This window comes from Streptomyces dangxiongensis, from assembly GCF_003675325.1.
GTDB lineage: Bacteria > Actinomycetota > Actinomycetes > Streptomycetales > Streptomycetaceae > Streptomyces > Streptomyces dangxiongensis.
Genome location: NZ_CP033073.1, coordinates 6,563,526 through 6,577,571 on the forward strand (window position 1 = coordinate 6,563,526; position 14,046 = coordinate 6,577,571).

The window sequence follows — 14,046 nt, forward strand, 5'->3', positions numbered from 1 at the left end:
GGAACGAATGACGACTCCCCGGGCCCGCACGCGCGCGGTGGACTCCGTCGTGCTCGACGACGACGCGACCCTGCACGCGATGGGTTATCCACGGAAACTCACCCGGCGCTTCCAGGCGTTCGACAATTTCGCTATCTCCTTCACCATCATCAATATCCTCTCGGGTATTTTCTCCTCCTTCGGCTTCGGTATGAACGCGGGCGGACCGCGTATTCTCGTGTTCGGCTGGATCGGCGTCTCCGTCATGGTGCTGCTCATCGGCGCGGCCATGGCGGAAGTCGCCTCCGCCTTTCCGACGAGCGGCGCCCTGTATTTCTCGGCGGGTAAGCTCGCCAAGCGGCACAAGGGCGCCTGGTCCTGGTTCACGGGCTGGTTGAACTTCGTGGGCCAGATCGGCGGCACCGCCGCCACCGGCTATGCCGCCGCCACCTTCATCCAGGTCCTCGTGCAGTTGCAATGGCCCTCCTACCGGCCGACCGCACACCAGACGGTGCTGATCACGGCCCTCGTGATCGTCCTCCAGGGACTGGCGAACACCTACACCGTCCAGCTCGTCGCCCTGCTGAACCGTATTTCCGTGTGGTGGCTCTTCATCGGACTCGTCGTGATCGTAGGCGCACTCATCGTGATGCCCGATCGGCACCAGTCCGCGTCCTTCGTGACGCATTTCGAGAACAACACCGGGTTCACGAGCGGCCTTTACGGCGGCATGCTCGGACTGCTGGTCACCAGTTGGACCTTCACCGGGTTCGACGGCAGCTTCCACATGTCCGAGGAAACGGTCCGCGCGACGGTGAGCGCCCCCAAGGGGATCACCCGCGCCATCGCCTTTTCCGCGATCACCGGCCTGGTGCTGATGCTGGCACTGGTCTACAGCATCGGTGACTACGCCACGGTGGCCGGCTCGGCCGCGCCGCCCGTCCGGATCCTCATCGACGGCCTCGGTCTCGGCGCCGCCAAGGTGATGCTCCTCATCGTCATCGGCGCCATGCTCTTCTGCGGTCTCGCCAACCTCACCAGCAACACCCGGCAGATCTTCGCCTTCTCGCGGGACGGCGCCATGCCCGGCTCCCGCTGGTGGCATTCGGTCTCGCCGCGCACCCGTACACCGGTGAAGGCCGTGTGGTTCGCGGTGGGCTGCTCGCTGGCCCTGGTGGTGCCGGGCTGGTGGTCGCACACGGCGTTCACCGCGATCGTCAGCGTCAACGTGGTCGGGCTCTTCCTCGCCTACGCCGTGCCGATCTTCCTGCGGCTGCGGCTCGGGGACGCCTTCCAGCCCGGGCCCTGGCACCTGGGTCGCTGGGGCAGGCCGATCGGCTGGCTCGCGGTGGTCTGGATCCTGCTCAGCAGCGTCCTGTTCATGCTGCCGCAGGCCTCGCCGATCACCGTCGACTCCTTCAACTACGCGCCGATCGCGCTCGCCGTCGTCCTGCTGGTGGCCACGGTGTGGTGGTTCGCCACGGCCCGCCGCCGCTTCCAGGGCCCGGTCAGCTACGGCCGCCCCGACGAGGTCGCCGCGATGGACCTGGTCTGACCCGGCCGGCCGTACGGCCCCGGCGCCCGGCCCACCGCCCGCGCCGGGGCCGTCCGGCACCCGCCACGACCCCTTTCGGCGGACCAGACCAATATTCGTGCCGCGGCATGCGCGCAAGTGCTGGCAGGGCGATCCGGCCTGCTCCATAGTTGGCCCACAACCGTGCACCGGACCAGCCCGACTCGGACACCTGGGGGTCGTCGCACTCATGAGCCAAGCCCAACAGCCGTCCCGCAGAACGGTCCTGGCCGTCGCCGTCGCCGCGGCGGTGACCGGCACGGCGGCCCCCTCGGCCGTCGCCGCCCCGGGAGCCGCCGCCGACGCGCCCGGCCGGGCGCAGCCCCGCCCGATCGACTACCGTGCCTGGACCACGTACAGCGACTGGCGCTCCGGCACCGCCGAGGGCACCCGGGCCGCCTCCGGCCGGCGCCCCGGCGTGGTGATCGGCGCCCCCGTCGGCAGCACCGACTACACCGACCCGCACACCGGCACCACCGCCACCTGGGAGTACGCCACCTGGACCTCCCCGGTCCACCGCCTCACCACGCCGGCGACCGAGGCCGTCGCCTCCTGGAACGCGCACACCCCCGACGGCACCTGGCTCCAGGTCGAGCTCCAGGGCACCTACTCCGACGGCACCGGCACGCCCTGGTACGTGATGGGGCGCTGGGCGGCCGGCGACCAGGACATCAAGCGGACGTCGGTGGACGGCCAGACCGACGGCAGGAGCAGCGTCTGGACCGACACGTTTGCCGTCGACGACGCGAGCACGGGCCTGCGCCTGGCGTCGTACCGGCTGCGGCTCACCCTCTACCGCCGGCCCGGCACGCGCCTCACCCCGACCGTCCGGCGGCTCGGCGCGATGGGCTCCGACGTCCCCGACCGCTTCACCGTGCCGGCCTCCACCCCCGGTCTCGCCCAGGAGCTGGCCGTCCCGCGCTACTCGCAGGAGATCCACAAGGGCCAGTACCCGGAGTACGACAACGGCGGCGAGGCCTGGTGCAGCCCCACCTCCTCGCAGATGATCATCGAGTACTGGGGCGGCCGGCTCACCCCCGAGCAACTGTCCTGGGTCGACCCGTCCTACGCCGACCCGCAGGTGGACCACGCGGCCCGCTCCACGTACGACCACCAGTACCAGGGGTGCGGCAACTGGCCCTTCAACGCCGCCTACGCCGCCACCTTCGAGGGCATCCAGGGCGTGGTCACCCGGCTCGCCTCGCTCACCGACCTGGAGACTCTGATCGCGGCCGGCATCCCGGCCATAACGTCCCAGTCCTTCCTGAAGACCGAGCTGACCGGCGCCGGTTACGGCACCTCGGGGCATCTGATGACGGTGATCGGCTTCACGGCCGACGGCGACGTGATCGCCAATGACCCGGCTTCGCCGGACGACGCGGCGGTACGGCGGGTCTATCTGCGCCGGGAGTTCGAGAACATCTGGCTGCGCACCAAGCGGTACAACGCCTCCGGCAAGGTCGCCTCCGGCACCGGAGGGGTCTGTTACCTGTACTTCCCGGCCCACCCGACCCCTCACCAGCGCAGGGCCCTCGCCGCGGTGGGTGTGCACTGACGCGTGTGACCGAACTCATGGCCGCAGATCCCGGCACGGGTGGCATGGTGGACGCAGGGACGGGGAAGTCTCGCCCCTCACGTCCGACCTCTGTGAGTAATCACCATGACCGCATTCCCGGCCACCGCACTCCGCGCCGCCACCGGCGGCCCCAAGGAAGACGGCCCGAAGATCGTCGAGCACGTCATGGGCTGGGTCCTCGTCGTGGTGTTCGCGATGCTCGTGACCCAGCTCGGCCTGCTCTGACGGACCGGTCGCACGTACCGCATGTTCTGACATACTGCGGAAGTCCCGCCGGCCGTCTAGACCAGGGTCGACCTTGAACTTGCCGCAGCAGCGTGCCGCCACCCCGGTGCGCGGCACCGAGCGCTCCGCGACGCGTCGCGCCGAACTCATCGCCATCGGGCGGAAGTTGTTCGCCGACACGTCCTACGACGCGCTGTCCATGGACGACATCGCCCGGCAGGCGCAGGTCGCCAAGGGGCTCATCTACTACTACTTCCGGTCCAAGCGCGGTTACTACCTGGCGATCGTCCAGGACTCCGTCGCCGCCCTGGTGACCTCCGCGGCCGGCGGCGCCCGACTGCCCGCCGTGGACCGCGTGCACCGCACCGTCGACGGCTATCTGCGCTACGCCGAGAGCCACCAGGCCGCCTACCGCACCATCGTCAGCGGCGGCGTCGGCTTCGACACCGAGGTGCACGCGATCCGGGACGGTGTGCGCGAGGTCATCGTCACCACCATCGCCGAAGGCGCCTACGGGCGCGGCGACATCCCCCCGGTGGCCCGGATGGGCCTGCTCGGCTGGGTGTGCGGCGTGGAGGGCGCCACCCTGGAGTGGATCGACCGCCCCGGGCTGCCCCGGGACACGATGCGCGAACTGCTGGTGCGGACCCTCGGCGGGACCCTGCGCGCCATCGAGGAGCTGGACCCCTCCTGCCCGGCCCCGCCGCCCGCCCGCCGGGACGGCTGACCCGGGAGGACGCCGGGACAACGGAACGGGAGCGAAGGCTCGTGGTCCTCCGCTCCCGTCTCCCCCCGGAGCGGGGCTAGTTGATGGCCTTGATCAGCTCACCGTTGGCGGTGTCGCCGCTCAGCTCCCAGAAGAAGGTGCCGCCGAGCCCCTGCTGGTTCTTGTACGTCATCTTCGTGGCGATGGTCGACGGGGTGTCGTAACTCCACCAGTCGTTGCCGCACTTGGCGTACGCCGTGCCGGCCACCGTGCCGGTCGCCGGGCACTTGGCCTTGAGCACCTTGTAGTCGTCGATGCCCTGCTCGTAGGTGCCGGCCGCCGGGCCCGTGGCCGTACCGCCCGGGGCGTCCTGGGTGACGCCGGTCCAGCCGCGCCCGTAGAAGCCGATGCCGAGCAGCAGCTTGGAGGCCGGGACGCCGAGGCCCCGGAGCTTGGCGATGGTCGCCGAGGTGTGGTAGCCGGCCTTCGGGATGCCGGAGTACGAGGTGAGCGGGGAGTGCGGGGCGGTCGGGCCCTTCGCGTCCCAGGCGCCGAAGTAGTCGTACGTCATCGGGTTGTACCAGTCGACGTACTGGGCGGCGCCCCCGTAGTCCGCGGCGTCGATCTTGCCGCCGCTGGTGGCGTCCGCGGTGATCGCGGCGGTCACCAGGCTGCCGGAGCCGAACTTCGACCGCAGGGCGGCCATCACGTTCCTGAACGCGTCCCGGCCGCTGGTGTCGCAGGTGTTGCCGCAGGCGTTCGGGTACTCCCAGTCGATGTCGATCCCGTCGAAGACGCCCGCCCACTTGGAGTTCTTCACCAGGTCGTAGCAGGACTGGGCGAAGGCGGCCGGGTTCTTCGCGGCCTCCGAGAACCCGCTGGACCACGTCCAGCCGCCGAAGGACCACAGGACCTTCAGCCCCGGGTGCTTCTTCTTCAGCTTCAGTAGCTGGTTGAAGTTCCCGCGCAGCGGCTGGTCCCAGGTGTCGGCGACGCCGTCGACGGACTCGGCGGCGGTGTAGGCGCGGTCGGTGGCCGCGTAGGAGTCGCCCATCGCGCACTTGCCGCCGGAGACGTTGCCGAAGGCGTAGTTGATGTGGGTGAGCTTCGCCGCGGAACCGGAGGTCTCGATGTTCTTGACGTAGTACTTGCGGTCGTAGGTGCCCCATTCGGTGAAGTAGCCGACGACCTTGGAGCCTGCCGTGGCCTGCGGGGCGGCCGGCGCCGCCGCGGTCGCCGTGCCCGAGCCGGCCAGCAGGCCGGCCCCGAGGGCGGCGGTACACGCTGCCGAGACGAGTGCCCGCAGGACGGAGCGGTGGGGAGTGTGCATCGGGTGTCTCCTCGTGGGGGGAGAGGGGATCGCGCGCCGATTGGCATGAACGCGGTAAAGCGTTGGTCATGCACAGTAGGAGGACTAGACCAGTCGGGTCAATGGTTCGGACCAATTTCCGTCCCGGAGGATCTCCCGGGAGGCGGTCCGAAGTAAGCGGTCGTTAACTGGTGACGGGAGGTCGCCGATCGGGCATACTCACAGCGCATGCCGCTGGTCAGCAGCTTCCGAGACCCGGGAGCGGGCACCACGGCCAGCGTGACGAACAGGCGGAGCCGCCCCCACCCCGGGCCGGACCGCCGGTGCCCGAACAGGGAGGAGCTGGACGCCATGTCCGACCGCGACCCGCAGCCGGTGGAGCGTCAACTGCCCACGGAAGAGGCGAGGGATCTGCTCGCCCTCGTCCGGGACATCGCCCGGCGTGAGATCGCCCCGCAGGCCGCGGAGGAGGAGGACGCGGGCCGCTTCCCGCGCGAGATCTTCACCCTCCTCTCCGAATCCAGCCTGCTCGGCCTGCCGTACGCCTCCGAGTACGGCGGCGGCGACCAGCCCTACGAGGTCTACCTCCAGGTCCTGGAGGAGCTGGCCGCGGCCCGGCTCACCGTCGGCCTCGGCGTCAGCGTCCACACCCTCGCCTCCTACGCCCTCGCCGCGTACGGCACCAAGCAGCAGCAGGTCGAGCACCTGCCCGCGATGCTCGGTGGCAGCCTGCTCGGCGCCTACTGCCTCTCCGAGCCGTCCTCCGGCTCCGACGCGGCCTCCCTGCGCACCAGGGCCGTCCGGGAGGGCGACGGCTGGGTGATCGACGGCACCAAGGCCTGGATCACGCACGGTGGCATCGCCGACTTCTACACCGTGATGGCCCGCACCGGCGAGGACGGCCCCCGCGGCATCACCGCCTTCCTCGTGCCCGGCGACGCTCCCGGCCTGAGCGGCGCCGCGCCGGAGAAGAAGATGGGCATGAAGGGCTCGCCCACCGCCCAGGTCCACTTCGACGGCGTCCGGGTCCCCGACGACCGGCGGATCGGCGAGGAGGGCCAGGGCTTCGCCATCGCCCTGGCCGCCCTGGACTCCGGCCGGCTGGGCATCGCGGCCTGCGCGATCGGCCTCGCCCAGGCCGCGCTGGACGAGGCGGTCGGCTACGCCACGCAGCGCCGGCAGTTCGGCCGGCCCGTCGCCGACTTCCAGGGCCTGCGCTTCATGCTCGCGGACATGGCCACGCAGATCGAGGCCGGCCGCGCTCTCTACCTGGCCGCGGCCCGCCTGCGCGACGCGGGCCGGCCGTTCGCCAAGCAGGCCGCCATGGCCAAGCTGCACTGCACGGACACGGCCATGAAGGTCACCACGGACGCCGTGCAGATCCTCGGCGGCTACGGTTACACCGCCGACTTCCCGGCCGAGCGCTACATGCGCGAGGCCAAGGTCCTTCAGATAGTCGAGGGCACCAACCAGATCCAGCGCATGGTCATCGCACGTCACGTGGCGGGACCCGAGGGTCGCTGAACTGCCCCCGCAGCACCGTCGGGGCCGCCAGCCTGGTCCACTCCGGGTCATGGCGGCCCGGCAGGGCCCGGCCCCGGTCGGCCCAGCTCCGCAGGAGATCACGGTAGATGGGCGGGTCCTGCGGCACCGCCGGCGGAACCGATTCTGCGGGGCGCGGGACGAACGTGCGGCGCTGATACCCGGTCGCCGAGTCCATGAGGCTCATGCCCGGGCAACGCGGCGGCGGCCGGACAGGTCACCGCCGGGCGGAATCGGGCGTCAGTTCACGCAGGTCCCTTTCCAGCTCCCGCCGTCCGCGCCGTCCCGGCGGTCCGGGCGCGCCGCTCCCCGCACCACGCCGGCCCGCGCACCGTGCGTGGTGCGGGGAAGCGGGTACGGGGAGGGGGCGGGCCGCCGCCCGGATGCGTCAGGCGGCCTCGCGGCGCATCGCCGGTACACGCATCGGGCGCGAGCCCGGCCCGCCGACGTGCGAGAAGGGCTGTGTCCGCCAGTCCAGCCCCTGGGGGAGCGTCAGCAGGAGAGCGGTGTCCTGCTCCTGCGGTTCGTACGACTCGTCCGCCGGGCGGGCGTCGGCCGCGGCGCGGCCCGTGCCCGCGCACACCGTCAGCCCGAACGGGTTCCACGGCGAGGCGCACAGCGCGTGCTCCGGCAGGACCTCCTCGTCCGCCAGCAGCGCGATCGGCTGTGCGCAGTCCGGGCAGATCACCCGGTACATCTCGAAGGTGTCGTAGGCGTCCAGTTCCTCGTCGAAGAGGTCGTCGGGTTCGACGCCCTTCGGCTCGGGCTCGAGGACCGGCTGTCGACGCGTGGACGCGGAACGATCAGGGTGGCTGACACTCTGCATGGGTTTCTCCCCCTAAGACTGGGCCGTGACGGCACTGCGGTCTCGACCACAGCAAGCACTTCCCGTCCCGTCCCGGCGGTAATCACGAGAACATCACGGAGCCCACACCGGACGTGTGGCGTTGGTCACATGCCGCGTGCAGATGCCCGTCCCGGTACGTTTTCCACCCCGCAGGGAATGACCTGCGCCTTTCAGGTATCCGAGGAGATCAGGCGCACTGTAGGTTTTGGCGGCATGGAGGAGCTGGACCGTCAGATCGTGCAGTTGCTCGTCGTAGACGGGCGGATGAGCTACACAGACCTGGGCAAGGCCACGGGCCTGTCCACGTCGGCCGTGCACCAGCGGGTGCGCCGGCTGGAACAGCGTGGCGTCATCCGCGGCTATGCCGGGGTGGTCGACCCCGAGGCCGTCGGGCTGCCGCTCACCGCGTTCATCTCGGTGAAACCGTTCGACCCCAGCGCCCCCGACGACATCGCGGAGCGCCTCGCCGGCGTTCCCGAGATCGAGGCCTGCCACAGCGTGGCCGGCGACGAGAACTACATCCTCAAGGTGCGCGTCGCCACCCCGCACGAGCTGGAGGAACTGCTGGCCCGGGTGCGCAGCCTCGCCGGCGTCTCCACCCGCACCACCGTGGTGCTGTCCACCCCGTACGAGGCGCGCGCCCCGAAGATCTGACCGGCCCGCCCCGGTGCCCGGCGAAGGCCGCGCACGCGAGAGACTGTGCGTCATGAGTGAGCAGTCCGCCGAGCCCCAGACCGTCCTCCTGCGCCGCGGGGAGGTGCACAGCCCCGGCGACCCCTTCGCCACCGCGATGGTGGTGGAGCGCGGTCAGGTCGCCTGGGTCGGCTCCGAGGGCGCCGCCGACGCCTTCGCCGACGGCGTGGACGAGGTGGTCGACCTCGACGGCGCCCTCGTCACCCCGGCCTTCACCGACGCCCATGTGCACACCACCGCCACGGGCCTCGCCCTGACCGGCCTCGACCTGTCCGGCGCCCCCTCCCTGGAGGCGGCCCTCGCCCGCATCCGCGAGTTCGCCGCCGCCCGACCCGGTGACCGGGTCCTGCTGGGCCACGGCTGGGACGCCGCCCGCTGGCCCGGCGGACGCCCGCCGGCCCGTGCGGAGCTGGACGACGCGACCGGCGGGCGCCCGCTGTACCTGTCCCGCATCGACGTGCACTCGGCGGTCGTCACCACCGCCCTGCTGGACCTGGTCCCCGGCGGCGTCCCCCGCGAGGACGTTCCGCTCACCGGGGACGCCCACCACGCCGTGCGCGAGGCCGCTCTCGCCGCCGTCACCCCGGCCCAGCGCGCCGAGGCCCAGCGCACCGCCCTGGCCCACGCCGCCTCCCTGGGTATCGGCACGGTCCACGAGTGCGGCGGCCCGCAGATCTCCTCCGAGGACGACTTCACCGCCCTGCTGGCACTCGCCACCGCGGCGCCGGGCCCCCGCGTCGTCGGCTACTGGGCGGAACAGGACCCCGCGAAGGCCCGCGAGCTGGGCGCGGCCGGTGCCGCGGGCGACCTCTTCGCCGACGGCGCCCTCGGTTCGCACACCGCGTGCCTGCACGAGCCCTACGCCGACGCCGGCCACACCGGCACCGTGTACCTGGACGCCGACGCCGTCGCCGCCCACGTCCTCGGCTGCACGGAGGCCGGCCTCCAGGCGGGCTTCCACGCCATCGGCGACGCCGCCGTGTCCGCCGTGGTCGACGGCGTGCGCGCCGCCGCCGAGAAGGCGGGCCTCGCCCGGATCCGCGCCGCCCGGCACCGCGTCGAGCACGCCGAGATGCTCACCCCCGAGACCATCGCCGGCTTCGCCGAGCTGGGCCTGATCGCCTCCGTCCAGCCCGCCTTCGACGCGCTGTGGGGCGGCGAGGACGGCATGTACGCCCGGCGGCTGGGCGCCGAGCGGGCCCGTACCCTGAACCCGTACGCCGCCCTGCTGCGCTCCGGCGTACCGCTCGCGTTCGGCTCGGACAGCCCGGTCACCCCGCTCGACCCGTGGGGCACGGTCCGCGCCGCCGCCTTCCACCGCACACCCGAGCACCGGATCTCCGTCCGCGCCGCGTTCACGGCGCACACGCGGGGCGGCTGGCGGGCCGTCGGCCGCGACGACGCCGGTGTCCTCGTCCCGGGCGCGCCCGCGGACTACGCCGTCTGGCGGACCGACGAGCTGATCGTCCAGGCCCCCGACGACCGGGTCGCCCGCTGGTCCACCGACCCGCGCTCGGGCACCCCCGGTCTGCCCGACCTCAGCCCCGGCCGCGACCTGCCGGTCTGCCTGCGCACCGTGGTGGGCGGCCGGACGGTGTTCGTACGGCCGGGCGAGTGATCTCCGGGGGCGGCGCGGCGGCGCCCGGCCGCCGCGGGCCCGCCGCCCACCTGCGCATCCTCCCCGCCAATTGCGCCGCGTCAGCGGTCTTCGCAGGTCAGACGGCTGTTGACAGTCGACGGCGGGGGGCCGGTAGGTTCGGCCGAGTCCACCACCGGACGCCCGACCGTGGAGCGTTCGGACACCTGTCGCAGCGCCGCTGGGTCAGGGTCGGTGTGCCGTACCGGGCACCGTCGCCGGGAGCCAGGCTCAGCGCCTGCGCCGACGGGGAACGTCAAGCTGGTCGGCCAGGTGTGACCCGGGTGGGGCCCGGGCGCTCAGTAGACAACGGCTTCCGGTCGACCCGCAGCCAGCGGGTCCCGGGCCGGCCCGAAGGGCGCCGGGCCCCCCACCCGCCGTGCCACGGAGGTGGGACGGACGTAAGGTGAGGGGGCCGAAAAACGCGCTCTTACCCCGTTCTTGTGCAATTGACACCACCGTACGCACGAGCCGCCGCGTCCTCCCAGGCCGGGGCCACTATGGTGGTCCCCTGTGTACGACATGAAGGGGCAGCAGTGAACGACGGCGACGGAACCCTCGCGGCCAAGGCCCAGGAGCGGCGGTTCGGCCCGCTCGGCACGGCCTTGGTGATCATTCCGACCTACAACGAGGCGGAGAACATCAGGCCCATCGTCGGCCGGGTACGCGAGGCCGTCCCCGACGCCCACGTGCTGATCGCGGACGACAACAGCCCCGACGGCACCGGCAAGATCGCCGACGAGCTGGCCGGCGCGGACGACCATGTCCAGGTGCTGCACCGCAAGGGCAAAGAGGGTCTCGGCGCCGCCTACCTCGCGGGTTTCCGCTGGGGCCTGGAGCGGGACTACGGCGTGCTGATCGAGATGGACGCCGACGGCTCCCACCAGCCCGAGGAACTGCCCCGGCTGCTCACCGCCCTGAAGGGCGCCGACCTCGTCCTCGGCTCCCGGTGGGTGCCCGGGGGCCGGGTGGTGAACTGGCCGAAGTCCCGGGAGTTCCTCTCCCGCGGCGGCTCCACCTACTCGCGGCTCCTGCTCGACGTGCCGATCCGCGACGTGACCGGCGGCTTCCGGGCCTTCCGCCGCGAGACCCTGGAGGGACTGGGCCTCACCGAGGTCTCCTCGCAGGGCTACTGCTTCCAGGTCGACCTCGCCCGCCGCGCCGTGAAGGCCGGCTACCACGTCGTCGAGGTCCCCATCACCTTCGTCGAGCGCGAACTCGGCGACTCCAAGATGAGCCGCGACATCGTGGTCGAGGCGCTCTGGCGGGTCACCGCCTGGGGGGTCGGCGACCGCCTCGGCAAGCTCACCGGCAAGGACAGGCAGGCCTGACCGGGGCCCTTCCCGGTCCCGCGCCGATCACTCCCTTATCCCGCGCTGAGCCGCCCCCAGGCACACTGGAAGCATGACGACTGGCGCTCCGACCTCCCCGTACACCGTCCGGCCCCGGCGCTCCCGGCTGCGCAGGTACGTGCCGCTGGGCCTCGCCGGGTGGCTGGTGCTCGAGATCTGGCTGCTGACCCTGGTCGCGGGTGCGGCGGGAGGCCTCGGCGTGCTCCTGCTCCTCATGGCGGGTGTCATGGCCGGCTCCGTGATCATCAAGCGGGCGGGCCGCCGCGCCTTCAAAAACCTCAACGAGGCGCTCCAGCGGGGCGGCTCGCCGGCGCGCGGCGGCGGCAACGGCCTGACGATGCTCGGCGGCCTGCTGCTGATGATCCCCGGCATGGTCTCGGACGCCGTCGGCCTCCTCCTGCTGCTCCCGCCGGTCCAGAGGGCCGTGAGCCGCCGCACCGAGAACGCCCTGGAGCGCAGGCTCCGCAAGGCGGCCCCGGGCGGCCTGGGTGACGCCTTCCAGCAGGCCCGCACCCACCGGCCCGAGGGCAAGGTGGTGCAGGGCGAGGTCATCCGGGAGAGCCGCCCCGAGCCGGGGGAGCAGCGGCCTGGGCTGACGCACTGACCCGGGCGGCACCGCCGTCCGGGACAGCACGAAACCGCGGGCGCCGTACGTCTTCACGTACGGCGCCCGCGGTTATTGGTGCTGTCTCGCGCTATGCGCTCTTGCGGCTGTCCCGGGGGTGAACGGCGATGTTCATCGCCCCAGAACGGAGAACCGCCAGACGCTCCTCGAGGACCTCTTCGAGTTCCTCGCGGGTGCGTCGCTCCATCAGCATGTCCCAATGGGTACGCGCGGGCTTGGCCTTCTTCTCTTCCGGGCCGTCGCCGTCCACCAGGAGTGCCTGGGCCCCGCAGACCTTGCACTCCCACTCCGGCGGGATCTCCGCCTCGACCGAGAAGGGCATCTCGAAGCGATGGCCCCTCTCACATGCGTACTCCACGGCCTGGCGCGGGGCCAGGTCGATGCCGCGGTCCGTCTCGTAGCTGGTCACCACGAGGCGCGTACCGCGAAGAGCTCGCTCACTCATGAATCGTGCCTCCCGGGCTTTGTCGCCCACAGGACAGGTGTCGCTGTCGTCGTCATCCGGTCAACGTCCGGTCGGCGGTAAAGATTCCCGTTCCGAGTCCCGTTCCGGGTCGTGCGTCACCGTCGTAGCCGCCCCTTGTTCTACCCACAGGCGCCCGGTTTGTCACATCTACTAGCAGATGTCACCCAGCGCTTCGGCATCTTTGACGCGCAGTAACGGTACGCCTGGCAGGCCAAACGCGTACACTACCGCCCTTTCACGCCGAGTGCTAACTCGACGCCAGATCCTTTCCGGTACCGGGTTCCCCGCCTCGCCGATCGCACGCCGTACCGGCACCCGTACGAGCAGCACGAAACCGATCACGAAGAAGGCCACCAGCGACACGATGGCCGATCGGTAGCTTCCGGTAAGCTGATTGGTCACCCCGAACAGTAGCGGGCCGAGCCAGCTCATCCCGCGGTCGCTCAGCTCGTACGCGGAGAAGTGCTCGGCCTCCTTGCCCGGCGGCACCAGGTGCGAGAACAGCGACCGGGACAGCGCCTGGCCGCCCCCCAGGACCAGGCCGATCCCAGCCGCCCCGTCGCCAGTGCCCCCGCCACGGCCAGCACCTGCACCAGCAGCACCGCCCCGATGAGCGTCGACTGCCCGAGTCCCAGCTCCTCGGAGCCGTAGACCGAGGCCTGCGAGATCACCGTCGGGATCCCGTCGTTGTACACGAGGTACGCCAGCAGGAACGCCAGCGTCAGCGGATGCCGTCGCAGGTCCCGGACCGTCGGCCGCCAGCCGCCGCGCACCGGGCGCCGCCGCCCCCGCCACGCGCGCCCGGCGGTCGCGCAGCCGGCGCAGCCGTACGAGCGTGAACGCGCCCCACCACAGGCCCGCCGAGGACAGGCAGACGCGGACCGCGGCCGACTCGGTCAGGCCGAAGGAGTCGTGCGCCGAGTACAGGACCAGATCGGCGACGAGGACCAGCGAGCCGGCCGCGTAGCCGAAGGCCCAGCCGCGCGAGGAGACGGCGTCGCGCTGCTCGGGCGGCGCGATCTGCGGCAGATAGGAGTTGTAGAGCATCATCCCGACGGACTGCGCCGCGTTGGCCACGACGAGCAGCGTCCCGCCGAGCAGGTACCGGTCGCCGTCCAGCAGGAACATGCCCGTGGTGGCCGCCGCCCCGGTGTACGCCGCCACGGCCAGCAGCGGCTTGCGGCGGCCCGTGCGGTCGGCCGCGCTGCCCACGAGGGGCATCACGACGACCGCCAGGAGCACCGAGAGGGACACCGAGTGGGACACCGAGTGGGCGAAGAAGGAGCCCGCCCGGACCGGGACGCCCAGCGGATGCACATAGCCGTCGCCGTCCGCCGCCCGCTCGGCGACCGAGGTGAGGTACGGGCCGAGGAAGACCGTGAGGACGCTGGTCGAGTAGACCGAGCACGCCCAGTCGTGGACGTACCAGCCGTGCCGCTCTCGTCTGGGTCCGGCGGCCTCGCCCGCCACCGGCGCACGCACGGTCTCCGTGCCCACCGCGCCCTCGCCTCCCCGCC

General features: G+C 71.9%; 12 protein-coding genes and 2 pseudogenes. 9 read left to right on the plus strand and 5 right to left on the minus strand.

Features of this window, described 5'->3' with window-relative positions:
• Positions 1–7 precede the first annotated feature (7 nt).
• The 4 genes from D9753_RS29720 to D9753_RS29735 all read left to right on the plus strand — a co-directional run bounded on the left by D9753_RS29720 (position 8) and on the right by D9753_RS29735 (position 4,080).
• Positions 8–1,534, plus strand: a complete 1,527-nt coding sequence (locus D9753_RS29720; RefSeq protein ID WP_240468316.1) for an amino acid permease — start codon at positions 8–10, stop codon at positions 1,532–1,534.
• 208 nt (positions 1,535–1,742) lie between these two features.
• Positions 1,743–3,107 (plus strand): peptidase C39 family protein, encoded by a 1,365-nt coding sequence (locus D9753_RS29725; RefSeq protein WP_121789808.1) that lies wholly within the window; start codon positions 1,743–1,745, stop codon positions 3,105–3,107.
• 105 nt (positions 3,108–3,212) lie between these two features.
• A complete protein-coding gene (locus tag D9753_RS29730) occupies positions 3,213–3,353 on the plus strand; it encodes an SCO1431 family membrane protein (protein WP_121789809.1) in 141 nt (46 codons plus the stop codon).
• 73 nt (positions 3,354–3,426) lie between these two features.
• Complete coding sequence (locus tag D9753_RS29735) at positions 3,427–4,080, plus strand: TetR/AcrR family transcriptional regulator (protein ID WP_121789810.1); 654 nt, start codon at positions 3,427–3,429, stop codon at positions 4,078–4,080.
• A gap of 76 nt (positions 4,081–4,156) precedes the next feature.
• Here D9753_RS29735 and D9753_RS29740 read toward each other — a convergent pair whose 3' ends face one another.
• The gene (locus tag D9753_RS29740; RefSeq protein WP_121789811.1) at positions 4,157–5,389 is read right to left on the minus strand and encodes a glycoside hydrolase family 18 protein; all 1,233 of its coding nucleotides are present in this window, start codon (positions 5,387–5,389) and stop codon (positions 4,157–4,159) included.
• Positions 5,390–5,719: 330 nt separating this feature from the next.
• On the opposite strand from D9753_RS29740, the gene D9753_RS29745 reads away from it, so the two are divergent.
• Complete coding sequence (locus D9753_RS29745) at positions 5,720–6,892, plus strand: acyl-CoA dehydrogenase family protein (RefSeq protein ID WP_121789812.1); 1,173 nt, start codon at positions 5,720–5,722, stop codon at positions 6,890–6,892.
• A 406-nt stretch (positions 6,893–7,298) separates the two neighbouring features.
• On the opposite strand, the gene D9753_RS29755 is transcribed toward D9753_RS29745, so the two are convergent.
• Positions 7,299–7,736 carry a hypothetical protein gene (locus D9753_RS29755; RefSeq protein ID WP_121789814.1) on the minus strand — a complete coding sequence of 146 codons (438 nt, stop codon included), beginning with the start codon at positions 7,734–7,736 and terminating at the stop codon, positions 7,299–7,301.
• Between the two features lie 234 nt (positions 7,737–7,970).
• On the opposite strand from D9753_RS29755, the gene D9753_RS29760 reads away from it, so the two are divergent.
• From D9753_RS29760 to fxsA, 4 genes are all read left to right on the plus strand, one after another.
• Positions 7,971–8,411: an Lrp/AsnC family transcriptional regulator gene (locus tag D9753_RS29760; RefSeq protein ID WP_121789815.1), complete on the plus strand. Its 441-nt coding sequence runs from the start codon at positions 7,971–7,973 to the stop codon at positions 8,409–8,411.
• A gap of 52 nt (positions 8,412–8,463) precedes the next feature.
• Positions 8,464–10,068 carry an amidohydrolase gene (locus D9753_RS29765; RefSeq protein WP_121789816.1) on the plus strand — a complete coding sequence of 535 codons (1,605 nt, stop codon included), beginning with the start codon at positions 8,464–8,466 and terminating at the stop codon, positions 10,066–10,068.
• A 554-nt stretch (positions 10,069–10,622) separates the two neighbouring features.
• A complete protein-coding gene (locus D9753_RS29770) occupies positions 10,623–11,417 on the plus strand; it encodes a polyprenol monophosphomannose synthase (protein WP_121789817.1) in 795 nt (264 codons plus the stop codon).
• A 73-nt stretch (positions 11,418–11,490) separates the two neighbouring features.
• Positions 11,491–12,042: an FxsA family membrane protein gene (gene fxsA / locus D9753_RS29775; RefSeq protein ID WP_121789818.1), complete on the plus strand. Its 552-nt coding sequence runs from the start codon at positions 11,491–11,493 to the stop codon at positions 12,040–12,042.
• A 91-nt stretch (positions 12,043–12,133) separates the two neighbouring features.
• Here fxsA and D9753_RS29780 read toward each other — a convergent pair whose 3' ends face one another.
• The 3 genes and pseudogenes from D9753_RS29780 to D9753_RS39465 all read right to left on the minus strand — a co-directional run.
• The gene (locus D9753_RS29780; RefSeq protein ID WP_121789819.1) at positions 12,134–12,508 is read right to left on the minus strand and encodes an RNA polymerase-binding protein RbpA; all 375 of its coding nucleotides are present in this window, start codon (positions 12,506–12,508) and stop codon (positions 12,134–12,136) included.
• A 171-nt stretch (positions 12,509–12,679) separates the two neighbouring features.
• Positions 12,680–13,302 (minus strand): annotated as a pseudogene (locus D9753_RS39460) (MFS transporter).
• An 85-nt stretch (positions 13,303–13,387) separates the two neighbouring features.
• A pseudogene (locus tag D9753_RS39465) lies at positions 13,388–14,026 on the minus strand (MFS transporter); the annotation flags it as partial.
• Positions 14,027–14,046: the final 20 nt, after the last annotated feature.

Bases quoted from the DNA above. Each gene is read 5' to 3' on its own strand.
- D9753_RS29720 (WP_240468316.1), top strand. From the start codon at position 8: ATGACGACTCCCCGGGCCCGCACGCGCGCGGTGGACTCCGTCGTGCTC.
- D9753_RS29725 (WP_121789808.1), top strand. From the start codon at position 1,743: ATGAGCCAAGCCCAACAGCCGTCCCGCAGAACGGTCCTGGCCGTCGCC.
- D9753_RS29730 (WP_121789809.1), top strand. From the start codon at position 3,213: ATGACCGCATTCCCGGCCACCGCACTCCGCGCCGCCACCGGCGGCCCC.
- D9753_RS29740 (WP_121789811.1), bottom strand. From the start codon at position 5,389: ATGCACACTCCCCACCGCTCCGTCCTGCGGGCACTCGTCTCGGCAGCG.
- D9753_RS29745 (WP_121789812.1), top strand. From the start codon at position 5,720: ATGTCCGACCGCGACCCGCAGCCGGTGGAGCGTCAACTGCCCACGGAA.
- D9753_RS29755 (WP_121789814.1), bottom strand. From the start codon at position 7,736: ATGCAGAGTGTCAGCCACCCTGATCGTTCCGCGTCCACGCGTCGACAG.
- D9753_RS29760 (WP_121789815.1), top strand. From the start codon at position 7,971: ATGGAGGAGCTGGACCGTCAGATCGTGCAGTTGCTCGTCGTAGACGGG.
- D9753_RS29765 (WP_121789816.1), top strand. From the start codon at position 8,464: ATGAGTGAGCAGTCCGCCGAGCCCCAGACCGTCCTCCTGCGCCGCGGG.
- fxsA (WP_121789818.1), top strand. From the start codon at position 11,491: ATGACGACTGGCGCTCCGACCTCCCCGTACACCGTCCGGCCCCGGCGC.
- D9753_RS29780 (WP_121789819.1), bottom strand. From the start codon at position 12,508: ATGAGTGAGCGAGCTCTTCGCGGTACGCGCCTCGTGGTGACCAGCTAC.